Below are 21,533 nucleotides of genomic sequence, written 5' to 3'. Positions count from 1 at the left end.
CCCGATGAGCCGGGTGCCGCCGGCGGCCCCGCAGCCACCCGCCGGCGGCACCCTTCCCCCGTTCCCACCGTGGATGAAGGATCGCGATGCCCGACACGACTGACCCGGAGGTGCCGCTCTCGGACGATCCCGGCGACGAGGTACGCCGCATCTTCGAGGAGCAGTACACCCAGCACATCAACGACGTCCTCGGCGAGGTGCCGCGGCCGATCAACTGGCGGAACTTGCCACCCGAGGACCTGGAGCACGAGTTGCTCGAGCTCAACGCCTGGGTCGACTGGCTCCGACACGAGTACGGACTGCCCGCCCAGATCATCCCGCCGATGTGGCACCGCCACCCCGAGCTGCTCTGGGAGCTGTCCGCGCTCCGCCAGCACTGGCTGTTCAGCTACGACCCGCAAGCCAAGGGCAACCAGGCCCTCGCCTGGCACCACGATTTCAGCCTCGCCCGCGAACGGCTCCGCGATTGGGTCACTATCTCCGGCACCCGCCTGGACCGCGACCGGCCCACCCGTATCACCCCTTGGCCCGGTGGTGAAGCCGAGAGCTGGGCGGAGCCCGACACCACCGACCGGCCCGTGACCGAGCGCACCGAGGACTTCCTCGCATTCGTGGAGGAACAGATCCGCGCCCGGCAGCAGGAGCAGGACGCGACGATCCAGGAGATCGTGAACACCGACTGGAGCGACCGACCATGAGCGAGACGATCACCGAGACGCCACTAGTGTCGCCGCTGCTCGACAGCCGGGAGGTCGCCGCCTACCTGAAGGTCTCGGAGGCGACGTTGTCGCGGTGGCGCACCGACAAGAAGGGACCGCCGTTCCTGCGGATGGGCGGGATCACCCGGTACCGCCTCGACGCTGTCGAGACGTGGCTCGCGTCGCTCTCCGCCGATGAGCACAGCTGAAAGCGCCCCAGCCGTCCCTCCCTTCGGGGTGAAGGTCACCACCGACCTCGAGTACCGCGCCTCCGGCATCCGGGCACGGGCGCGCTGGATCGACCCGCAGACCCGACGGCGCATCGTACGCGCACTCGTCGTACCCGACGAGGAAGCCGCCGAGGCGTTCTTCAGCGATCTGCTGAAGTCCTCGGAGATAGGCATCGACCGCCGCATCACCTTCGCGGACTACCTGGCGACCATCGGAGACCGGTGGACGCGAGGCCTGGACCCGACCTCGACCGCCGACGGCTACAAGGTCGGCCTGCGTCTGCGCGTGCTCCCCGCACTCGGTCACTTGCCGCTCTCGCAGATCACGGCCGGGATGATCGATCGCACCATCGACGACTGGGAGAAGGTGCACTCCGCCTCGACAATCAAAAACAGCATCGCACCACTCGTACGCGTGCTCGACGAGGCCGTACGCGACGACGTGCTCGCCAGCAACCCAGCCCGCAACAGATCCCGACGCAGCCTCGGCAAATCCGCCCTCATCATCCCCGCCGAACACACCTCACCGCGCGCCCACGCCCTGCCCGACCTCGCCACGCTGAACCGGCTCGCCGAAGCATGCGCACAGGTGCACCAGAGCTACTCGGACTTCGTCATGCTCTGCGCACTCCTCGCCTCCCGAGGTTCCGAGATCGCCGGGCTCCGCGTGGGCGACGTCAACTCGGAGACGAACATCGTGACCATCGAACGGCAGACCTACCCCGGATCCGGTGGCCTGGTCACTAAGCAGACCAAGGGACGGGCGGCGCGTCCGGTCCCGATCCTGAACGCGCTTAAGCCAGTCTTGGAGCGCCTGACGGCAGAGCGCGAGCCCGACGAGCGACTGCTGCGCGGCCCCAGAGGCGGCGTCCTCACCACAGCGAGCGTGCGCGACGCGACCAAATGGGACGACCTCGTCACCGAGCTCGGACTGCCCTCACTCACCAGACACGGACTCCGCCACACCGGCGCGACCTGGATGGCCGACGCGGGCATCCCCCTGCACGTGCTGCAACGCATCCTCGGACACAAATCCATCGAGACCACCCGCGGCTACCTGCACCCCGACACCCGCCACCTCGCCTCCGCCGCAGAGCAGGCGAACGCATTCCTCGACGCCCAAGAACAGCGGACAACGCCCTCCCGGACCTCGGCCGCGACGCGGACCTCACCGCACCGGTGATCCGCCGCACGAGCCGCAAATGGGGCGCCAGTGTCCCGGCTGTGTCCCGGCGCGTGGCAACGCACCCACTCGTGGACATCGCGACGCAACGGAACCCAGTCCACGAAGGTCCCCATAAACCCTCGAACGCGAACGACGAAGCCCAGGCGAGAAACATGCTCTCACCTGGGCTTTTGTGTCGGGATGACAGGATTTGAACCTGCGACCCCCTGACCCCCAGTCAGGTGCGCTACCAAGCTGCGCCACATCCCGTTGTTCATTTTTCAGGCTGAACCAGCCGCTACCGCACTTGACCCCCAGTCAAGTGCGCTACCAAGCTGCGCCACAGCCCGTTGTTCAGTTTTCTTGCCTCCTCGGAGGCAACTCCACCATCCTACCCGCTCGGGAGGGCAGTCGCGAACCGAGGCGGTCGCGCGTGTCGGAGGGTCGGCGTAGGGTGCAGAACATGGCGAACATCACCATCGAACCGGCGAGCGCGGAGCGATTCGCAGACGTCCAACATGCCATCACGGGAGGCGGCGACGGACCCAGTTGCCAGTGCCAGTGGTGGACGATGCCGAACGCGGAGTTCCGCTCCCTCACACGCGCTGACAAGGAGGTCCGCTTCGAAGAGGAGCTCGGCGCGCCCGTCTCCCCCGGGCTCATCGCCTACGTCGACAACGTTCCCGCAGGGTGGGTGCGCGTCGGTCCGCGGACACTGCAGGCCCGCATTGCACGGACACGCTTGGTTACCTCTGGCAGCCCAGAACCGCTCGACGATCCGACGGTGTGGGCCGTCACCTGTTTCGTGATCCGGCGCGATCACCGCGGGATCGGACTCGCGCACCTGTTACTGGACGCCGCGATCGAATATGCGCAAGACCACGGCGCCCGCGTGATCGAGGGGTATCCGGTGGACACCACGGAGGTGAAGCGCTCCGCCAGCGAACTCTTCCACGGCACGCTCGCGATGTTCGAGGAGAGCGGATTCTCCGTCGCCAGTCGGCCCTCAAACGGACGCGCAGTGATGACCCTGTCGCTCCCGGTGGCCGCCACATGACGACCCTACGATGAAGGGACATCCACCAGAGGAGGCCGCCGTTGGACAGCCGTTCCCCCGACGCTGAGCAGACTGACAAGCAGCAGGACCAGCACCGCGCCGAGAACGACTCAGCTCACAAAGGGACCGAGACTGCTGTGAACCAGGACCAGCCCGACGCCGAAGATCGCGAAGCACCAGCAGATGACGCGAGCGATGTCGCGGAAAGTCGCCCGCAAGACGGCAGCCCGATCGAAACCACGAGCGCGGCCACCGTGACTCCCGCAAAGAGCTCACGACGGGCACGCAGCCGCACAGCCGCTCGCCGTGTCCCTCGCTGGGCCTTCCTTCCCTTCATCGCGCTCTCCACGGTTCACGTCATCGCCCTCGCCTTCCACAACGACGCCCTCGCCACCCCGACGAAGCTCGGCCTCATGCCGCTCCTCGCTTTTGCGGTGCTCGTGGGTGCCCGTGGACTCCGCGCCACGGCGCCGATCGCGCTGCTGCTCGCCGCAATCCTCTTCTCGTGGCTCGGCGACGGAGCAGGCGTCTTCGTCCCGTTCCTCCCCACGCTGCCGATGATGCTGGCGTTCTTCGGCATCGCGCACCTCGCCTACATCGCTCTCTTCTGGCGCCACCTCCGCGTGCGGAAGTTCTCGCTCGCAGCAGCGCTGCTGATTGTGTGGTGGGCGGCGATGGTCATCGTGATCGCACCGGCCGCGAAGGAACTCGCCGTTGCTGTCGCGGCCTACGGCATCGTGCTGGGGCTCACCGCGGCATTCGCCACCCGGTGCTCGCCGATGGTGCTCGTCGGTGCGCTGTTCTTCCTCGCCTCCGACACGATCCTTGCGTTCATGCTGTTCCTGCCCGAACTCACTCCACCGATCACGGACGCCGCCATCATGTTCACCTACACCCTCGGACAGGGCCTCATCGCCGCCGGAGCGCTCGCCGCCCTCCGCCGCCGGCAGAACGCGGCAGCTGCATGAGCGACAGCGCACGCGTCGACAGCTGGCTCTGGGCGGTCCGCGTCTACAAGACCCGCTCTGCCGCCACCGCAGGATGCCGAGCCGGCCACGTCCGACTCAACGGCGAACGCGCGAAGGCAGCCCAACAAGTACGTATCGGCGACGAAGTTCGCATCCGCATCGAAGGGTTCGACCGTATCCTCGTGGTCCGCCAGCTCATCAGGAAACGCGTCGGCGCACCCCTCGCGGCACTCGCCATCGAAGACCGTACGCCACCGCGCCCCAGTGCCAGCGAGATTGGGGTCTTCGCGAAACGCGACCGCGGCGCGGGACGACCCACGAAACGGGAACGTCGGGATATCGACCGGCTGCGCGGGCGAGACCTCGACGAGCTCGACGACGAATAGGACGACGAGTAGGACGGCGACAGCTTCGCGACCAACTGTCGACGGAGTGTCACGGGTCCCGCGACCAAGCACAGTGCTGCCCGCGCAACGCTGTGATCATCGCGGGTGGTGACGACCGCACCCTCCGTCTTCGAACGCGCCACACGTCGAGGAACGTGGAACGACGATCGTGATGCTGCCGTCGCGGCGGATCGGTTCGGTTTGACCGAGACCCTCTGGTCTCTGCGGGACCTCGCCGTCCAGAATTCTTTGCCAGTCCGGGGTTGCCGGCTGAACGGGGACGCCGCAAGGTGGCATCGGGCTGTTCGCCGCAACTGTCGAACCTCCGCGCGACGGTCGTCTCGAAACGAGGATATTTCGTCGAGGCGAGGACGTATCCCGCCATTTCGCCATCGCTTGGCGCGATTATCCTCATCTCAGAGCACCGCGCACGGCTCGGGGGCGGCCGGGACGCCTCGTCAGGGCAGATCAGAGGACCAGACGGTCGAGCGCTACTCCCCCAGCAGCTCCGTGATCCATTGCGCACCACGCGGGGTCGCGCCCAACGCCGACACCCGATCCTGCAGCTCACGATCACTCGTCACCACTGTCACGCGCGGCGGCAGATCCTCCTCATGACCTGCGAGCGCAACGGCGGCCACAATGGCCTCATCGCCCAAGCCATCAGCGCGCATCACGGTGATGCCATCAACATCCTGCGCGGCGCGCGCCTCACCCTCGAGGACCGCGACGATCCACGGGAACCACCGCACATCAGGCTCGCCGAAGCGATCGCCCGCGATTCCCTCGGACGCGAGCCGCGCGAGCCGCTCCAGGACTCGCGCCGATGCTCCAGCACGATCCTTCCACCAGCCGTTCGGCACGGAACCGACGACGTTCGCGACATCGACGACGATCACGGGACGGAGGTCCAACAGCCGACGAAGCTCGGGCCAGGCGGCTCCGAAGCCAGGATGCAGCGGGAGATTCTCGACCTGATCGAGCGGAACCCAGCGCAGTTCCAAGCTCTCGGGATCGGCGATCTCGGGAACGAACGGCTCTTCGACCGTCGCGACGAGGGTTGTGTACTGCCAGATCTCGAGATCAAGAACACGGGTCAGCAGCGGACGGACGGCACCGGGCGGTACCGCTGCCTCCTCCTGTGATTCCCGCAACGCGCCGGTGACAGCGTCCTCACCCAGGTGCAGCGCCCCACCCGGGATTCCCCACGTGCCGCCGAAATGACTCCACTCGACGCGCTTCTGGAGCAGCACGCCGCGCACCTCATCGACGGCCAGCAGACCCGCAGCGCCGAAGGCGCCCCAGTACTTCGTGCCGTCTTCCGCGACAACCCACGCATCGCCCGGATCACGCGGCCCCTGCGGTCGACGCGGTTCACCGGGGGTTGGGGGCACGATCGTCACCCCTCCAGACTCGCACACCCGGCGCGCGGCGGGCCCGTGAAGGCGCCCCGCGTTGCGTCCGATGACGCACGGCGTGGCGGAATAGTGCTGAGCCAGCCCGCGCATCCGCCTCGTCTGGCCACGCTTGGTCTCCCCTCCGCTCGCTCAGCGGCCGGAGGCGAAGGACCACGGAGCGCTCAAGTCGCATGGCTCATCTCGCTGCCTTGCCAGACACTGGATCGAGCGGATCCCGGAAAGCTAACGAAGCTACTTCGTCTTGCTGCGCTCGCTCAGCGGCCGGAGGCGGACGGACCCCGGAGCGCTCAAGTCAGGTGACTCGTCTCGCGGCGCTCTCCAGAAACCCGGGCGAGCCGATCCAGCACAACCCACGAAGCCACTCGTCTCGCTGCGCTCGCTCAGCGGCCGGAGGTGGACAGCCACCTCGTCTCACTGCCCGCGGTCAGCACGGAGGTGCGCAGCCGCGAACCGTCCTCCCGGCAGAAACACCAAACCGCCCCGGATTCCCCGGGGCGGTTCTGCACCAACTCAGCGCTGGCGGCGTTCGCGCACGCGCATGTTGACGACGATGGGCGAACCCTCGAAGCCGTAAAGCTCGCGGAGGCGGCGCTGGATGTAGCGGCGGTAGCCGGGGTCCAGGAAGCCCGTCGTGAACAGCACGAATGTCGGCGGACGCGTCGCTACCTGCGTGCCGAACAGGATGCGCGGCTGCTTGCCGCCGCGCAGCGGGTGCGGGTGCTCGGCCACGAGCTCCGACAGGAACGCGTTGAACTTTCCGGTCGGGATGCGGGTGTCCCACGAGTCCAGAGCCAGCTCGAGAGCGGGCACCAGCTTCTCCAGGTGACGACCGGTGCGCGCGGAGATGTTCACCCGCGGAGCCCAGGCGACATGCGCCAGATCCTGCTCGATCTCGCGCTCCAGGTAGCGGCGACGCTCGTCGTCCAGGAGGTCCCACTTGTTGTACGCGAGCACCAGGGCACGGCCCGACTCCAGCACCAAATCGATGATGCGGACGTCCTGCTCGCTGATCGGCTCGGAGACGTCGAGGACGACGACCGCGACTTCGGCCTTCTCCAGCGCGGCGGACGTGCGCAGCGACGCGTAGAAATCGGCCCCCTGCGACAGGTGCACGCGACGGCGAATACCGGCGGTGTCGACGAAGCGCCACAGCTTGCCGCCGAGCTCGACGATCTCATCCACCGGGTCACGCGTGGTGCCGGCGAGGTCGTTGACGACCACGCGCTCTTCGCCGGCCGCCTTGTTCAGCAGCGACGACTTTCCCACGTTCGGACGACCCAGGATGGCGACGCGACGCGGGCCGCCGATCTCCTGCTTGGCGACCGCGGACACCTCCGGCAGCTTCTTCATGACGTTATCCAGCAGGTCGGCCACACCTCGACCGTGGATAGCCGACACCGGATACGGCTCACCGAGACCGAGGTTCCAGAGGGCGGCGGCCTCGGGCTCCTGACGGGCGTCGTCGATCTTGTTGGCGACAACGAACACCGGCTTGCCCGACTTGCGTAGCAGCTTCACGACGTGCTCGTCGGTGGACGTGGCGCCCACCATCGCGTCGACGACGAACAGCACGAGGTCCGCGAGGTCGATCGCGATCTCGGCCTGCGCCGCCACAGAAGCGTCGATGCCGCGAGCGTCGGGCTCCCACCCACCGGTGTCCACCAGCGAGAAGCGACGACCCAGCCATTCGGCCTTGTAGGTAACACGGTCACGCGTGACACCCGGGGTGTCCTCCACAACAGCCTCGCGACGACCGAGGATGCGGTTCACCAGCGCCGACTTGCCGACGTTCGGACGACCGACGATGGCGACCACCGGCAGCGCGGGCGAGTACTCCATCCCGTTCTCGTCAACGAAGACGGTCTGCAGCAGAGCCGCATCCTCCTCGTCGAGGTCGTACTCCTCGAGGCTGGAGCGCAGGGTCGCCGCGCGCGCCTCGATGAGCTCCTCGTCCATGCTCGCGAGCTTCTCCTCGAGCTGGTCAGGCCCGCCTTCATATTCTTCAGTCGACATCTGTCTCTCCGCTCCTGCGGTCCACCACGGATAGCACCGCAGCGATGGTCTGTTCGAAGTCGAGGTCGCTGGAATCGACCACCTCGACACCGGGAGCCGCCTCGAAGAAGTCCACGACGGCAGCATCCGACGCGTCCCGCTTGTGCAGGGCGGCGGCCACCGAAGCAGCATCCTCGCCCACCAGCTCCTTGCTCCGGCGCGCGGCGCGCACCTCGGGCGACGCCGTGAGGAGAATCCTCACCGGCGCATCGGGCGCGACCACCGTGGTGATGTCGCGCCCCTCGATCGTCACGGCCGTGCGGCCCGACGATGCCACGATGTCGTGGAACATCGCGTTAAGATAGGTCCGGATCTCGGGGATCCGCGCCACACCGCTGACCGCGGCGGACACGCGCGGGTCACGGATCGCCGCGGTGACGTCGGTGCCCTCCACGGACACCTGTCGCTCGTCCGGGTCGAGGCCGATCACCGGCGCGAAGCCGTCAGCCGCCGCACGCACGGCCGCGGCATCGTCCGTGTCGCCCCCGCGCTCCAGCACGAGCCACGCCAGCGCACGATACGCGGCGCCGGTGTCGAGGTAGCCGTAGCCGCGCCGACGAGCGATCTCCTTCGAGACGCTCGACTTCCCGGATCCGGCGGGTCCGTCGATCGCGATGATGAACGGTCCGCGGGTGTCTGCCATGTGCTCAGTCATTCATGCTCGCAATCCGCCAGCCCCGCTCTTCGAGCCCGGCCGTCGCCCGCAGCACGATCGACGGGTCCACGCTGATCTCCGCAAGACCGAACTGCGCCCCCGGCGAATGCTCAAGGCGCAGGTCTTCGACGTTGATGTCGAGTTCACCGAGATCACCGAACAGGCGCCCCAGCTGGCCGGCCGTGTCGTCGACCATGACCACCAGCTTCTCGAACTGGCGGAACTGCCCGTGCTTGCCGGGGAGGCGCTCGACGCCCTCGTTGCCGCGACGAATGGTCTCGGCGATCTCGCGCCGAGCACCGGGAACGTCAGGAGAACGCAGCGCGTCAGCCACCGCGGTGAGATCGCCTGCGAGCTGATCGAGAACGTCGACCACCTCACCCGCGTTCGCACTCAGAATCTGCACCCACAGTTCCGGCGCGGAGGCGGCGATGCGCGTGGTGTCGCGCACGCCCTGGCCGGCGAGCTGAAGAAGCCCCTCATCGACGCTGCGGAATCGACCGGCAAGCAGAGAGGCGACCAGCTGCGGAACGTGCGACGTCAGCGCGATGGCGCGGTCGTGTTCCTCGGGCGTCATCTCGAGCGGCGTCGCTCCGAGCTCCAGCGCCAGAGACTCGACGAGCACCAGGTCATCGCGCGAGGTCTCGCTGTCGCGGCAGACCACCCACGGACGTCCGGTGAAGATGTCGGCGCGAGCGGAGATCGCTCCCCCGCGCTCTCGTCCGGCCAACGGGTGGGAGCCGATGTAGCGCGACAGGTCGACACCGCGAGCGCGAAGCTCGAGGTACGGCTGCAGCTTGACGCTGGCGACGTCGGTGACGACCGCCTGCGGGTAGGCGGCGAGCTCTGCCTCGATCACGTCGGCCACCACATCTGGCGGCACCGCGACCACGACGAGCGCGGGCTGGTCATCCGCCGCGGCGGCTCGTCCGGCCCCGTAGTCCACCGCGAGGCGCAGCTGCGCCGGCGACGTGTCGGTCAGCGCGACATCGACGCCGGTGAGACGAAGCGCATGACCGATGCTCGCACCGAGCAGCCCCGCACCGACGATGCGGACGGTGCCCGACAGGCGCGATGCGACGCGGGTCGCGGGATCGGTCACGATAACTCCAGTTCAGGGGCGGGGACGGCGCGGGGCACACCGACGAACCAGTCTACCGGGCGCGGGCGTCGCCGCCTGGGAACTTCAGTCCCCGGAACCTGCGGTGAATCCATGAACATGGGTCGAATCCATGAGCGGATCGACGAATGCGTCATGGATCCACCGCATGCTCCTGCGTTCAGGACACCCGGATGACTGTCGTGCCTCCGAGAGTCAGCTCTTCGCCTCACGCGCGATGGTGAGCAGCGCGCCGCGCTCGGCGGCGGTGAGCTCGCGCGCCTTGCCGATGGGCAGCGGCCCGAGGTGCAGCGGACCGAACTGCCGACGCACGAGCTCGGTGACGGGGTGTTCCACGGCCGCCATCATCCGGCGCACGATGCGGTTCTTCCCGGAGTGCAGGGTCAGCTCCACCAGGCTGGAACCGCGGGACGAGTCGAGCAGTCGCGCCTTGTCGGCCTGGATGAACCCGTCCTCCAGCTCGATCCCCTTCGTCAGCTGTGCGATCGTGCGCGGGAGCACTTCACCGCGCACTTTGGCGATGTACACCTTGGTCACGCCGAACGACGGGTGCGCCAGCACGTGCGCGAGGTCGCCGTCGTTCGTGAGCACGAGGAGGCCACTGGTCTCGGCGTCCAGCCGACCAACGTTGTAGAGGCGCTCCTCCCAGTCGGTCGTGAACGCGCGCAGGTCCGTGCGGCCCTGCTCGTCTTTCATCGAGCTGACCACGCCGGTCGGCTTGTTCAGCATGACGTACCGCTTGGTGGTGTCGAGCTGGATGGCCGTACCGTCAACGTCGATGAGGTCGGTCTCGGGATTGACGCGCGAGCCGAGCTCGGTGATGACCTCACCGTTCACGCGAATGCGACCCGCGACGATCATGTCCTCCACCACGCGGCGCGACGCCACTCCGGCGTTGCCCAGCGCCTTCTGCAGTCGCACCCGGTTGTCGTCACTCGTGTCGTCGGTCGTGTTCATTCGTCAGTCATCTCATTCACGTCAGCAAGCCATCCCCGCGTGAGGATCGCATGTCCATTCTCGACCTATGCGATCACGCCGTCGAATCCGTCAGCGCCGTCGTCCAACAGCGGAGAGATCGGCGGCAGCTCATCCAGCGAGTTGATTCCGAGATAGGTGAGCAACGCGTCGGTCGTGCCGTAGTTGATCGCGCCGGTCTCGGAATCGGTGAACAACTCGGTGATCAGGCCTCGTGCGACCAACGTGCGCACCACACCATCGACGTTGACGGCACGGATCGACGCCACCTGGCTGCGCGTCACGGGCTGCTTGTAGGCGATCACGGCGAGGGTCTCCAGCGCTGCCTGCGACAGTCGCGACGGCGCCTGCGCGTTGACGTAGTCGGAGACCATGTCGTCGTGCTCGGCTCGCACGTAGAAGCGCCAGCCGCCTCCCACTTCGCGCAGTTCGAAGCCCCGGCGCGTCCCACCGCTCTCTCCGTCGTAGTCGGCCGCCAGAGCACGGATCACGCGGCGGACCGCGGCGGTGGGCGCCTGGACTGCGGCCGCGAGACTCACCATCGACTGTGGCTCCTCCACAATCAGCAGGATCGCCTCGATGCGCTGCGCGATCTCCGCATCGGTCAGCGGACGATCCTCCGGCTCTGCGACGGCAGCCGGAACATCGGTGAGGTCATCGGTCATAGTCGGCTCCCAGTGCGGCAAGGGTCTCATCGGACCAGGTCTCAGCCACCCACCGCAGGGTGAGCTCTCCGAGCGGTTCGAGCTGTTCGAAGGTGATCGCCGCGTGCCGGTACAGCTCGAGAATCGAGATGAATCGGGCGACGACGACGCCGGGGCCGTCGGCATCCGCAACCAGCTCGCGGAACGACATCTGCTCCCGACTGCGCAGCTGCATCACTACGATCGCGGCCTGCTCGCGGATCGAGATGAGCGGCGCGTGCAGGTGGTCGAGACCGATCGTGGGGATCGCTCGCGGCGCGAAGGCGATCAACGCCGTCGCGACGAAGTCGTCCAGCGTCGCGGTCCAGATCAACTCGGGGACGCGGGCGCGGTACTTCTCGTCCAGTCGGACGGCGCGCGCGTGGCGACGAGACTCACGATCCAGATGCGCAGCGAACCACTGCGACGCCTCCTTGAACGCGCGGTACTGCAGCAGCCGCGCGAACAGCAGATCCCGAGCCTCCAGCAGGGCGACCGACTCCGCATCCACCAGCTCGCCCTGCGGCAGCAGGCCCGCGACCTTCATGTCGAGCAGTGTCGCCGCGACCACGAGAAACTCGCTTGCCTGATCCAGCTCGGAGGGATCATCGAGATCGCGCAGATAGGCGATGAACTCGTCGGTGACGGTGCTCAGCGACACCTCGGTGATATCGACCTCGTGAGCCGAGATCAGGTTCAACAGCAGGTCGAACGGCCCGTCGAAGTTCGACAGGGAGACGCGGAATCCGCTCGGCGCATCTGCTTCGCTCGTTCCAACAGCCGGGTCCGCATCCGACGTGTCACCCAGCCCCGAGTCCGCAACGATCGCAGAAGCGACGACCACAGAGGAATCGCCCTCCGCATCCGTCATCTCGGACGCCTGCACAGCCCGAACGGCCGCAGCCACCTCAGCCGAGGTGGCAAGCTCACCAGGCTCAGGCGACGGCGCCACGCTCGACCAGCTCACGCGCCAGTCGGAGATAGGCCTGTGCCGCGGGGTGCTCCGGCGCGAACTCGGTGATGGGCATGCCCGCCACCGATGCGTCCGGGAACTTCACGGTGCGACCGATGACCGTCTCCAGCACGTCGTGTCCGAATGCCTCGACCACGCGCTCGAGAACCTCACGCGAGTGCAGCGTGCGCGGGTCGTACATGGTCGCCAGCACACCGTCGAGCCTGATGTCGGGGTTGAGGCGGTCGCGCACCTTGTCGATGGTCTCGATGAGCAGAGCCACACCGCGCAGCGCGAAGAACTCGCACTCCAGCGGGATCAGCACACCGTGGCTCGCGGTCAGCGCGTTCACGGTGAGCAGGCCCAGCGACGGCTGGCAGTCCACCAGGATCACGTCGTACTCGCGTGACACCTGCCGCAGCACGCGCGACAGGATGGTCTCGCGCGCCACCTCGTTGACGAGGTGCACCTCGGCTGCTGACAGGTCGATGTTCGCCGGCATGATCTCGAGGTTCTCGACCTGTGTGGCCGTGATCACATCGTGCGCGTCGCGCTTCGGGTCCAGCAGCAGGTCATAGATCGTGGGGATGTCGTGCGTCGGAACACCGAGACCGGCCGACAGCGCGCCCTGCGGGTCGAAGTCCACGACCAGCACCTTGCGGCCGTAGCCGGCGAGCGCGGCAGCCAAGCTGATGGTAGTGGTCGTCTTGCCGACGCCACCCTTCTGGTTGCACAGCGCGATGATGCGTGCCGGACCGTGCTGGTCCAGCTTCGGAGGTGTCGGGAAGCCGTGATAGGGACGCCCCGTGGGCCCCATCAGCACATCGCCGTCCTGCTGGCTTTTGCCCGTCATCGCCTTGTTCGCCACCGAATCTCCCGTGCTCGCGCATGAATCGCGCTCAGAAAAGTCTAGCGGCGCTGTGCCCGCCCTCTTCGCCCCGCGCCGAGCGGCGAGGCATCCGGGAGGACGGTGTGCGCCGGTCCGCGGGGACCGGCGCACACCGTCAGGATCCGCGCAGCGCGGCGACAGGTTCGATGCGTGCGGCGCGACCGGCAGGATATGCGCCTGCGAGCCACCCCACGACGGCACCGAGCAGCGCGCCGCCGATGGCCACCCAGGGCTGCACCACCGGAGTCCAGCCCTGCGTGAGCGAGACGATCACGATGGCGAACACGCCGACGCTCGCGCCGATCAATCCGCCGAGCAGACCGATGATCACCGACTCCACCATGAACTGCGTGGCGATCTGGCGCCTCGTCGCCCCTACGGCGCGGCGCAGGCCGATCTCCCCGACCCGCTCCATCACGTTCAGCAGTGTGACGTTCGCGATGCCGAGGGCACCGGCCAGCAGCACGATGCCACCGAGGATCAGGAAGACGAAGTTCACGTCAGCCTGCACATTGCCCGCCAGCGACGATCGCGCGGGCGGCGCGGCTGCTTCCAGCGTCTCGGGCGCGTTCGGCGCGAGCACCAGCGGAGCCTGCTTCGCCACCTGTGGTCCGGCACCCACGTCGATCTGAATCTGCAACTCGCTCGGCGCGCCCAGGCGGAAATCAGCCGATGCGGCCTGCGACGGAATGATCACCGCGTCCCGCAGGTCCGAGCGCCGCTGGAAATCGTCCACGATGCCGATCACGGCATACGGAATCCCGGAGATGAAGATAGCGGGCTGACGGTCGACGCGCAGCACACCGAGGCTCTCCGCGGCACCTGCCCCGAGCACCGCGACCCGATCCGCTCGCTGATCATGACCGGCGTCGAACATGCGCCCGCTGGTGACTTTCGCGTGCAGTGTCGCGAGGAGATCCCCCGATGCGGCAACGAGGCTCGGCGGCGCTTTCTGCGCGGCGGAGGGATCCACGATGGGCACGGCCGTGATCGTCTCGGAGCCGAGGCTCACCTCGCTGATGAGCGCGGCACCCTCGACACCGACCAGCGTCATCACACGCTCCGGAGCATCCCACGGGAGCCGGCCGGCGGGAGCGGTCTTGTCGCCACCGGTGCGTGCTTTCGCGGGCGTCACCTGAACTGTGGTCTGTGCCACCGCGTCGAACTGGCTCGCGATCTGACCGGCGGTGGTCTCGGCGAAGCCGATCGTGGCCACCAGGGCACCGATGCCGAGCACGGTTCCCAGAGTGGTCATGATCAGTCGGCCCGGGCGCGCACCGATGTCGGCCGTCGCCTCGGCGATGAGATCCTGCATCGTGAATCGGTCCGCGTGCGGGACCGGTCGAAGGAGCGCGGCAACGCCACTCGGCGCTGTCTCTTCGCTCGCGCTGCTGCCCTCAGCCGCGTCTGGTGCGGCCTTCCGACGAAACGGGTTGCGCCACCGCGGGCGTGCACGCCCCTCGCGCTTGCCGGAGCGCGCCATCACGCCACCTCGCTCAGGTGGCCGTCGGCGATGCGAACGCGACGATGGGCGCGATGCGCCACGTTGTCGTCGTGGGTGATGAGCACGAGAGTGAGACCGTCCGCATTCAGCTCTTCGAACAGGCCCATCACCTCTCCCGTGGTCTTGTGGTCCAGGTTTCCGGTGGGCTCGTCAGCCAGCAGCATCCGAGGATTTCCGGCGACCGCACGAGCGACCGCGACGCGCTGACGCTCACCACCAGACAGCGACGGGGGCAGGAAGTCGAGTCGGTGTCCCAGCCCCACCCGCTCCAGCGCATCGCGGGCGCGCTGTTCGCGTTCGGCGCGGGGAATGCCGTTGTACTGCATCGGCATCAGCACGTTATCCAGCACCGACCGCCGTGGCATCAGGTGGAACGCCTGGAACACGAACCCGATCAGGCGTGCGCGCACGGCGGCGCGCTGGTCGTCATCCAGCGTGGAGGTGCTGGTGCCCGCGAGGAGGTAGTCCCCCACCGTCGGACGATCCAGCAGACCCAGCAGGTTCAGCATCGTGGATTTGCCGGAGCCGGATGGTCCGATGATCGAGACGTACTCACCCTCGCCCACGGTGAAGTTCACACCCTTCAGGGCCTGCACTTCCGGGGGACCGGGGAATGACCGAGTGACGTCACGCAGTTGCACGAGCGGGACGGTCACGAGACCCCCGCCGACAGCGCCGGCGAGCCGGCGGGCACGGCGACGAAGGCGCATGCAGGATGCAGAGCGCTCACTCGCCGATCACCACCAGGTCGCCCTCGTCGAGCTTGCCCTCGGTCGGGGTGACTTCCACGAACCCGCCGGCGGACAGACCCAGCTTCACCTCGACCAGGTGCGTCTTGGCGGACGTCCCCTCGCGCGGATCGCCATCGACGACCTCGACACGGGACTCGCCACCGGCCCCGGCGGTGAGTGCAGCCAGCGGAACAGAGAGGACTTCGCCCTCGGTCGCCCCGACCGGAATGGTCACGCGGACGTTCGTGCCCTGCACACTGGCCAGCTGCTCGGGGGTCAATCCCTCCGGCTCCAGCTGGATGGTCCAGCGCTGCGCATCCGCCTTGCCCTGATCGATGGCGCTGATCTTGGCGTTGACCTGCGTGCCATCCGGCAGCGCGAACGTGCCCGCCGTTCCGACGGCGAGCAGCTTGGCATCCGCCACGGCGGCGGAGCCGTTGAGACGAACCGTGGCACCCGAGACGCTGAGGGCTGCCCCCTCGAGCTTGCTGCCGCGCTTCACCTTCACGTCGTCGACGCGTCGCGGCAGGTCGGTGAGGAACAGCACCTCACTCGACGGCAGCGACGCCTGAACGCCCTGACGGGCGGTCTCCAGATCCGCGTAGGCGCGGGTGAGCTGTTCCTGCGCCGCGTCCACGGCGCCCTGCTCGCCTTCGGTGCTCACGCCAGCCCACAGCGCATCACGCTGCGCGATGGCCAAGTCCAAGGCGTCTTTCAGTGCCGGGATGTCCGGCTTCGGCTCGGAGTTCTGGCCGTTACGACCGGCCTCCAGCGCGCGCTCCGCCGCCGCGACCGCCTGGTTCGCCTGCAGGACGTCCACGTTCGACGGCCCCTGGCCCGCCTTGTCCAGCGATGCCTGAGCCTGCGCAAGCCCCTGCTCCGCGGCGGTCACGCTCTCCTGAGCGGACTTGTACGCCGAGTTCGCCGCATCGTCGCCGGTCGGCGCGGTGTATCCCGCCGCGGTGTAGAGCGCAGCGACACCGTCGGCGGTCTGCTGAGTGAAGGTGCCATCGGCGGGGTCGCCGCCATCGATGCCCACAGCCTGCAGAGCCTGCTTGAGCTGAACCACATCCGGACCGTTCACGCCGATGCGCAGGGTGCGGTAGGAGGGAAGGTCACCCGGCAGCACGATGACGGGCCGACCGGCAACCTCCATCGCCACGGACAGCTTGTCCAGGGTGTCACCCACCGCGGGAACGCGGCCGGTGACGATGGCGGCACCGCTGACGTCGGAGGCGTCGATGCTCACATCGACGGCATCCGCATACGCCACGTCGGCACGGATCGTGACGTCGTTGCTCAGCTCGCCGAACTCCACGGGAGCCGTCACGAGGCCGGGAGCATCGGGCTCCTTGTCGGCAGCGGCCTCCGCCGGAGAGATGATGAAGCGCTGCACGGCGAGGCCCGCCACGAGCGCCAGGATCGCGATCACGACCGTAATCCAGAGCATGCGGTTGCCGCGGAAGACGCGCTTCCAGCCCTTCACCCGCGAGGTGTCGGGCTTGTCCTCGGCCTCGGCCAATGGCGCGCCGAGAATGGTCTCGAATCCGTCCGAGGGTGCCGTGTCGCCCGAATCGGCGTCCGGTACCGCCGTGCGCGCGGCGACATCGGGATCAGCCGTAGACCCAGCGACGTAGCCGAAGGTCTCGGTCTCTGCGGCCTCCGACGAACCGGTCGGCTCATCGACAGCCGAGGTCACCGTGTCATCGGGCGCGACGCTGTGATCGGGCGTCGTCTCCGGCTGCTCCGCGCTCCCCTCGGATCCCTCGTTCTTGTTTCGTCCGCGTCGTCCGATCACTTGGCCTTCTCCGCGGCCTGCTCCATGGCGGCCTTGTAGGCCTCGAGCTCCGCCTTGTGCTCGTCGACGAACTTCTGCTCTGCCGCGAACATCGAGTCCTGCTGCTTCTTGGTGTAGTCGGTCTTCTGGCGGCATTCGAGGTCTGCCAGCGCGGTCTCGATCTCCTCTTCCGCGGCCTGCTTCCACTCCGGGGTGGTCGAAGGATCGACGAACTCTTCCTCGCTCATCTCCTCACCCTCCGCTGCCGGGGTGGCATAGGCCGAGGGATTGGCGTCCTCATAGAACTTGTTGCTGCGGTCGTAGAAGCTCTGAATAGCCTCGCCCTGGCGCTCGAACCCGCTGTATCCGGCCTCCGCGAAGCAGTCGGCCCAGGCCTTGTCGGCCTCGGAGACCTTGGCACCCTCACCGTAGAACTGCTCGTAGAACTTGTTCACCGCGTCCATCAGCGGCTTGAACTCGTCCGCCTGGGCGACGTTCATCTCACCCCAGACCTCCTGCTGGGCGGCACCCTGACAACCCATGTTCTCGGGCTTCCACTCGAATTCAGGATCGTTCATCTCCTCTTCGGTGGGCTGGGGGCCGCTGAGGGTCTCGTAATACACCGTGCGCTCGCTTTCGGTCAGCGACTCGACGTACTCCTGGTTCGGATCCACCCACGTGTTCTCTTCGGTGGGCGGCTCCTCCGACTGCATGCTCTGGTACGGGTTGTTGAAGACGCCGTAGCCGTACTGCGCGACCCACTCCTTCTTGTCCGGTTCCCACTCCACGTCCTCGCCGGCCATCACCATGCCGCCTTGCGTGGAGTAGTCGACGGGCTTGTACTCGAAGCCCTCCTTCGACATGCACTCGGCGACGAGCTCTTCTACCTGCATCTGCTTCTTGTTCGACTCGGCCTGCTGCTCCTCCGGGCTGGCGTCGAAGTCATACCCGGCGTTCATGTACTGAGCCAGGGGCGAGTTCTTCCAGGCGTCCTCCGGAGAGAGCGCCTCGCCAGAGCCTCCGCTGGTGCAACCGGTGATTCCGGCGAGCAGTGCGCCCGCCGCCGTCACAACCAACAGCGTCTTCGCTACGTTCATGTTCTTCTCCCCTTTTCGGGCCCAAGGCCGCCTGGTCCGCACAGGCTATCCAAAGCTGTGTGGGCGCGGCATCCATCGCGGGATGGATATGCAGATGCTGTACAGGTATGTCCGCTCGGAGGGATAAAGTCTCAAACTCGCGCTGAAGACATCCGTCCGGGTGTTTCCAGCCTAGGAAGAACACGAAAGAGGGCGAGTCAGGGACTCCCCTGACTCGCCCCTGATTCTGAGTGAGATGGCGTGTGTCAGCGTGCGCGCGCCCGCGCCGCGGCGACCAGAGCCGCGAACAGCTCACGGTCGGCTCCCTCTTCGGGATGCCACTGCACACCCACGACGAACCGGTCGCCGGGGCGCTCCATCGCGTGCGCAATGCCATCCGCGCCGCGTGCCGTGACGACGTATCCCGGGTGCTCGCCGACGCCCTGATGGTGATGGCATTCCACCTCGGCGCGCTCGCCGAGAATCTGTGCGATCCGCGTGCCGTGCGCGACGTTCACCGCGACGTGACCGTAGACACCATCGCCGCCGGAGTGCACCTCGTCTCCACCCGCGTCGGGAAGATGCTGGATGAGCGTCCCGCCTGCCGCCACCGCCATCAGCTGCATGCCACGGCAGATGCCGAGCACGGGGAGTTCATCGGCGTCCGCCGCGGCAAGGTAGGCGAGCTCGGATGCATCGCGATCGTCGTACCAGACCGTGACGGCGGGATCCGGCTCCTGCCCATAGCGGGAGGGCGACACATCCGCACCGCCGGCGACGATGATCCCGTCCAGCCGGTCCGCCACCGCCGCCGCCATCGCGGCGTCGGCCACGGGCGGCAGCAGCACGGGAGCGCCGCCGGCCTCCTCCACGGCGCGCGCGTACGCGGCCGGGAGGAGATCGGCGTCCACTCCGGGCCAGGTTCCCCACGTCGCGCTCTGGCGGTACGTGGTGATCCCGATCACCGGAATGCGCTCACTCAAAGTCGCTCTCCAGCGGGGTCACGTAGGCGTGCGACAAGCCACCGTCCACGAGGAACTCGGTCGCGGTGATGAAGCTGGACTCGTCGCTGCCGAGGAAGGCCACCGCGTTGGCGATCTCCTCCGGCTCCGCGAAACGCCCCATCGGAATGTGGATGAGACGGCGCGCTGCGCGTTCGGGATCCTTCGCGAAGAGCTCCTGAAGCAGCGGCGTGTTCACCGGGCCCGGGCACAGCGCGTTCACGCGGATTCCCTTCCCCGCGAACTGCACACCGAGCTCACGCGTCATCGCGAGCACACCGCCCTTGGATGCCGTGTAGGAGATCTGCGACGTGGCTGCCCCCATCAGCGCGACGAACGACGCCGTGTTGATGATCGATCCGCCACCCTGCTCCAGCATGTACGGGATCACCGCCTTGCAGCAGAGGTAGACACTGGTGAGGTTGACATTCTGCACGAGGTCCCAGGCCTCGATCCCGGTCTTCAGAATCGAGTCATCCGAGGCCGGCGAGATGCCGGCGTTGTTGAACGCCACATCGATGCGACCGTACTTCTCCTTGGCGAGGGCGAACATCGCCTCAACCTGTTCGGCGTTCGTCACATCGACCGCGGCAAACGCGCCGCCGAGCTCCTCCGCCACCGCGACGCCATTGCTAGTGGGCAGGTCTCCGATGACGACGGTCGCCCCTTCGGCGGCGAACTTCCGCGCCGTCGCAAGGCCGATTCCGCTGGCGCCGCCGGTGATCACGGCAACCTTTCCGTCGAGCTGTCCCATGTGATGCCTTTCGTGTTGCGGGAGTGTGAGATCTGTTTGTCGAGACGTCAGGAGTCCGTGGAGATGAACACGTTCTTCACCTCGCTGAATGAGTTCGGCGCGTCGGGTCCGAGTTCGCGCCCGAGTCCCGACTGCTTGAACCCGCCGAACGGCGTCCAGTACCGCACCGACGAGTGCGAGTTGATCGAGAGGTTTCCGGAGTCCACCGCGCGGGCCATCCGCAGCCCCCGACCGAGGTCACGGGTGAAGATCGAGCCGCTGAGTCCGTACTCGGTGTCGTTCGCCTTGGCGATCGCGTCGGCCTCATCGCGAAACGGCATGACCGCCACCACGGGACCGAAGATCTCCTGCGTCCACACCGGATCGCTCAGCGTCCGCGGCAGCACCACGCTCGGCGCCACCCAGAAGCCGTCACCGCTGGTGCCTGCTTGGCCGGAGAACGCGATATCGGCGTCGGCCAGGTACGCCTCGACGCTCGCCTTCTGGTGCGCCGAGATGAGGGGCCCCATCTGCGCGGCGTCGTCGTTCGGATCCGTGACCCGGAAGTCGGCGACGGCCGGACGCAGCAGCTCCAGGAAGCGTTCGTACACGCTCTCCTGCACGAGGATCCGCGAGCGGGCGCAGCAGTCCTGGCCGGCATTGTCGAATGCGCTGCCGGGAGCGGTGGCGGCCGCCAGCTCCAGATCGGCGTCCTCGAAGACGATGTTCGCGCTCTTTCCGCCGAGCTCCAGCGTCACCCGCTTCACCTGGTCGGCGCAGCCGCGCATGATGCCCTTGCCCACGTCCGTCGACCCGGTGAAACAGACCTTGCGCACCAGCGGGTTGGTCACGAACCGCTCGCCCACTACGCGCCCCTTTCCGGGGATCACCGTGAACACGCCGTCGGGAAGGCCCGCATCGCGCGCCAGTTCACCGATGCGCATCGCCGTCAACGGAGTGAGCTCCGCTGGCTTCAGCACCACCGTATTGCCGGCCGCGAGCGCAGGAGCGAAACCCCAGCCGGCGATCGGCATCGGGAAGTTCCATGGAACGATCACGCCGACCACGCCGAGCGGTTCGTGGAAGGTCACGTCGACGCCTCCCGGCACCGGGATCTGCAGCCCGAAGTGACGCTCGGGCGCTGCGGAGTAGTAGGTCAGCACGTTGCGGACGTTCTCGGCCTCCCACACCGCGTTGCCGATGGTGTGGCCGGAGTTGGCGACTTCGAGAGCCGCGAGTTCGTCCACATGAGCATCGATGGCTGCGGCGAACTCGCGCAGCAGGCGTGCTCTCTCGCCCGGCGCGACCGCCCGCCACGCGGTGGATGCGGCATGCGCGCGTTCGATGGCGGCATCGGTCTCGGCGAGATCTGCCAGGCCGACCGAGCCGATCGACTGTCCGGTCGCGGGATTGATCACGACGGACTCGCCGCCGCCATGGAAGGGGGATGCGGGGATGCGCAT

Annotated in this window: 21 protein-coding genes and 1 tRNA gene; 6 read left to right on the top strand and 16 right to left on the bottom strand. The window is 67.5% G+C overall.

What is annotated here, in order from left to right; genetic code table 11:
• Nucleotides 1–86 precede the first annotated feature (86 nt).
• From ACI3KU_RS15025 to ACI3KU_RS15015, 3 genes are read left to right on the top strand one after another with little or no spacing between them, the layout of a single operon-like run.
• Nucleotides 87–698 carry a hypothetical protein gene (locus ACI3KU_RS15025; RefSeq protein WP_404923116.1) on the top strand — a complete coding sequence of 204 codons (612 nt, stop codon included), beginning with the start codon at nucleotides 87–89 and terminating at the stop codon, nucleotides 696–698.
• The gene (locus tag ACI3KU_RS15020) at nucleotides 695–907 is read left to right on the top strand and encodes a helix-turn-helix transcriptional regulator (protein ID WP_404923115.1); all 213 of its coding nucleotides are present in this window, start codon (nucleotides 695–697) and stop codon (nucleotides 905–907) included. The genes ACI3KU_RS15025 and ACI3KU_RS15020 overlap by 4 nt, the downstream gene beginning before the upstream one ends.
• Entirely contained in the window at nucleotides 894–2,111 is a 1,218-nt protein-coding gene (locus ACI3KU_RS15015; RefSeq protein WP_404923114.1) for a tyrosine-type recombinase/integrase, read from the top strand. Before ACI3KU_RS15020 ends, ACI3KU_RS15015 begins: the two co-directional genes overlap by 14 nt.
• Nucleotides 2,112–2,289: 178 nt before the next feature.
• On the opposite strand, the gene ACI3KU_RS15010 is transcribed toward ACI3KU_RS15015, so the two are convergent.
• A tRNA-Pro gene (locus ACI3KU_RS15010) sits at nucleotides 2,290–2,363 on the bottom strand.
• A 193-nt stretch (nucleotides 2,364–2,556) separates the two neighbouring features.
• On the opposite strand from ACI3KU_RS15010, the gene ACI3KU_RS15005 reads away from it, so the two are divergent.
• From ACI3KU_RS15005 to ACI3KU_RS14995, 3 genes are read left to right on the top strand one after another with little or no spacing between them, the layout of a single operon-like run.
• Nucleotides 2,557–3,150, top strand: coding sequence for a GNAT family N-acetyltransferase (locus tag ACI3KU_RS15005; protein WP_404923113.1), 594 nt, complete (start codon nucleotides 2,557–2,559; stop codon nucleotides 3,148–3,150).
• A gap of 41 nt (nucleotides 3,151–3,191) precedes the next feature.
• Nucleotides 3,192–4,118, top strand: coding sequence for a lysoplasmalogenase (locus tag ACI3KU_RS15000; RefSeq protein WP_404923112.1), 927 nt, complete (start codon nucleotides 3,192–3,194; stop codon nucleotides 4,116–4,118).
• Nucleotides 4,115–4,504, top strand: coding sequence for an RNA-binding S4 domain-containing protein (locus ACI3KU_RS14995; protein WP_404923111.1), 390 nt, complete (start codon nucleotides 4,115–4,117; stop codon nucleotides 4,502–4,504). The genes ACI3KU_RS15000 and ACI3KU_RS14995 overlap by 4 nt, the downstream gene beginning before the upstream one ends.
• 491 nt (nucleotides 4,505–4,995) lie before the next feature.
• On the opposite strand, the gene ACI3KU_RS14990 is transcribed toward ACI3KU_RS14995, so the two are convergent.
• From ACI3KU_RS14990 to ACI3KU_RS14920, 15 genes are all read right to left on the bottom strand, one after another.
• Entirely contained in the window at nucleotides 4,996–5,907 is a 912-nt protein-coding gene (locus tag ACI3KU_RS14990; protein WP_404923110.1) for an NUDIX domain-containing protein, read from the bottom strand.
• Nucleotides 5,908–6,432: 525 nt separating this feature from the next.
• Nucleotides 6,433–7,935, bottom strand: coding sequence for a ribosome biogenesis GTPase Der (gene der / locus ACI3KU_RS14985; RefSeq protein ID WP_404923109.1), 1,503 nt, complete (start codon nucleotides 7,933–7,935; stop codon nucleotides 6,433–6,435).
• Nucleotides 7,925–8,617: a (d)CMP kinase gene (gene cmk / locus ACI3KU_RS14980; RefSeq protein WP_404923108.1), complete on the bottom strand. Its 693-nt coding sequence runs from the start codon at nucleotides 8,615–8,617 to the stop codon at nucleotides 7,925–7,927. Before cmk ends, der begins: the two co-directional genes overlap by 11 nt.
• Before the next feature lie 4 nt (nucleotides 8,618–8,621).
• On the bottom strand, nucleotides 8,622–9,731 hold the full coding sequence (locus ACI3KU_RS14975; RefSeq protein ID WP_404923107.1) for a prephenate dehydrogenase: 1,110 nt from the start codon (nucleotides 9,729–9,731) through the stop codon (nucleotides 8,622–8,624).
• A gap of 213 nt (nucleotides 9,732–9,944) precedes the next feature.
• Nucleotides 9,945–10,706 carry a pseudouridine synthase gene (locus tag ACI3KU_RS14970; protein ID WP_404923106.1) on the bottom strand — a complete coding sequence of 254 codons (762 nt, stop codon included), beginning with the start codon at nucleotides 10,704–10,706 and terminating at the stop codon, nucleotides 9,945–9,947.
• A gap of 65 nt (nucleotides 10,707–10,771) precedes the next feature.
• Nucleotides 10,772–11,389: an SMC-Scp complex subunit ScpB gene (gene scpB / locus ACI3KU_RS14965; protein ID WP_404923105.1), complete on the bottom strand. Its 618-nt coding sequence runs from the start codon at nucleotides 11,387–11,389 to the stop codon at nucleotides 10,772–10,774.
• Nucleotides 11,379–12,278: a segregation and condensation protein A gene (locus tag ACI3KU_RS14960; protein ID WP_404923104.1), complete on the bottom strand. Its 900-nt coding sequence runs from the start codon at nucleotides 12,276–12,278 to the stop codon at nucleotides 11,379–11,381. Before ACI3KU_RS14960 ends, scpB begins: the two co-directional genes overlap by 11 nt.
• 64 nt (nucleotides 12,279–12,342) lie before the next feature.
• The gene (locus ACI3KU_RS14955; RefSeq protein ID WP_404923117.1) at nucleotides 12,343–13,212 is read right to left on the bottom strand and encodes a ParA family protein; all 870 of its coding nucleotides are present in this window, start codon (nucleotides 13,210–13,212) and stop codon (nucleotides 12,343–12,345) included.
• 151 nt (nucleotides 13,213–13,363) lie between these two features.
• Complete coding sequence (locus ACI3KU_RS14950) at nucleotides 13,364–14,731, bottom strand: ABC transporter permease (protein WP_404923103.1); 1,368 nt, start codon at nucleotides 14,729–14,731, stop codon at nucleotides 13,364–13,366.
• Entirely contained in the window at nucleotides 14,731–15,462 is a 732-nt protein-coding gene (locus tag ACI3KU_RS14945; RefSeq protein ID WP_404923102.1) for an ABC transporter ATP-binding protein, read from the bottom strand. The genes ACI3KU_RS14950 and ACI3KU_RS14945 overlap by 1 nt, the downstream gene beginning before the upstream one ends.
• A gap of 16 nt (nucleotides 15,463–15,478) precedes the next feature.
• Entirely contained in the window at nucleotides 15,479–17,281 is a 1,803-nt protein-coding gene (locus tag ACI3KU_RS14940; RefSeq protein ID WP_404923101.1) for a hypothetical protein, read from the bottom strand.
• Nucleotides 17,278–18,357 (bottom strand): hypothetical protein, encoded by a 1,080-nt coding sequence (locus tag ACI3KU_RS14935; protein ID WP_404923100.1) that lies wholly within the window; start codon nucleotides 18,355–18,357, stop codon nucleotides 17,278–17,280. The genes ACI3KU_RS14940 and ACI3KU_RS14935 overlap by 4 nt, the downstream gene beginning before the upstream one ends.
• Nucleotides 18,358–18,602: 245 nt before the next feature.
• The gene (locus ACI3KU_RS14930; protein WP_404923099.1) at nucleotides 18,603–19,319 is read right to left on the bottom strand and encodes a gamma-glutamyl-gamma-aminobutyrate hydrolase family protein; all 717 of its coding nucleotides are present in this window, start codon (nucleotides 19,317–19,319) and stop codon (nucleotides 18,603–18,605) included.
• Nucleotides 19,312–20,091: a 3-oxoacyl-ACP reductase gene (locus ACI3KU_RS14925; protein WP_404923098.1), complete on the bottom strand. Its 780-nt coding sequence runs from the start codon at nucleotides 20,089–20,091 to the stop codon at nucleotides 19,312–19,314. The genes ACI3KU_RS14930 and ACI3KU_RS14925 overlap by 8 nt, the downstream gene beginning before the upstream one ends.
• A gap of 47 nt (nucleotides 20,092–20,138) precedes the next feature.
• Nucleotides 20,139–21,533 (bottom strand): aldehyde dehydrogenase family protein, encoded by a 1,395-nt coding sequence (locus tag ACI3KU_RS14920; RefSeq protein ID WP_404923097.1) that lies wholly within the window; start codon nucleotides 21,531–21,533, stop codon nucleotides 20,139–20,141.

Source organism: Microbacterium sp. ZW T5_56, assembly GCF_044987425.1.
Lineage (GTDB): Bacteria > Actinomycetota > Actinomycetes > Actinomycetales > Microbacteriaceae > Microbacterium.
This window is presented reverse-complemented; position numbering and strand designations above follow the sequence as displayed.

Excerpts from the sequence above, each read along its gene's own strand:
- ACI3KU_RS15025 (WP_404923116.1), top strand. The coding sequence starts at position 87 with ATGCCCGACACGACTGACCCGGAGGTGCCGCTCTCGGACGATCCCGGC.
- ACI3KU_RS15020 (WP_404923115.1), top strand. The coding sequence starts at position 695 with ATGAGCGAGACGATCACCGAGACGCCACTAGTGTCGCCGCTGCTCGAC.
- ACI3KU_RS15015 (WP_404923114.1), top strand. The coding sequence starts at position 894 with ATGAGCACAGCTGAAAGCGCCCCAGCCGTCCCTCCCTTCGGGGTGAAG.
- ACI3KU_RS15005 (WP_404923113.1), top strand. The coding sequence starts at position 2,557 with ATGGCGAACATCACCATCGAACCGGCGAGCGCGGAGCGATTCGCAGAC.
- ACI3KU_RS14995 (WP_404923111.1), top strand. The coding sequence starts at position 4,115 with ATGAGCGACAGCGCACGCGTCGACAGCTGGCTCTGGGCGGTCCGCGTC.
- der (WP_404923109.1), bottom strand. The coding sequence starts at position 7,935 with ATGTCGACTGAAGAATATGAAGGCGGGCCTGACCAGCTCGAGGAGAAG.
- cmk (WP_404923108.1), bottom strand. The coding sequence starts at position 8,617 with ATGGCAGACACCCGCGGACCGTTCATCATCGCGATCGACGGACCCGCC.
- ACI3KU_RS14970 (WP_404923106.1), bottom strand. The coding sequence starts at position 10,706 with ATGAACACGACCGACGACACGAGTGACGACAACCGGGTGCGACTGCAG.
- scpB (WP_404923105.1), bottom strand. The coding sequence starts at position 11,389 with ATGACCGATGACCTCACCGATGTTCCGGCTGCCGTCGCAGAGCCGGAG.
- ACI3KU_RS14960 (WP_404923104.1), bottom strand. The coding sequence starts at position 12,278 with ATGACGGATGCGGAGGGCGATTCCTCTGTGGTCGTCGCTTCTGCGATC.
- ACI3KU_RS14955 (WP_404923117.1), bottom strand. The coding sequence starts at position 13,212 with ATGACGGGCAAAAGCCAGCAGGACGGCGATGTGCTGATGGGGCCCACG.
- ACI3KU_RS14950 (WP_404923103.1), bottom strand. The coding sequence starts at position 14,731 with ATGGCGCGCTCCGGCAAGCGCGAGGGGCGTGCACGCCCGCGGTGGCGC.
- ACI3KU_RS14945 (WP_404923102.1), bottom strand. The coding sequence starts at position 15,462 with ATGCGCCTTCGTCGCCGTGCCCGCCGGCTCGCCGGCGCTGTCGGCGGG.
- ACI3KU_RS14935 (WP_404923100.1), bottom strand. The coding sequence starts at position 18,357 with ATGAACGTAGCGAAGACGCTGTTGGTTGTGACGGCGGCGGGCGCACTG.
- ACI3KU_RS14925 (WP_404923098.1), bottom strand. The coding sequence starts at position 20,091 with ATGGGACAGCTCGACGGAAAGGTTGCCGTGATCACCGGCGGCGCCAGC.
- ACI3KU_RS14920 (WP_404923097.1), bottom strand. The coding sequence starts at position 21,533 with ATGCGCATCCCCGCATCCCCCTTCCATGGCGGCGGCGAGTCCGTCGTG.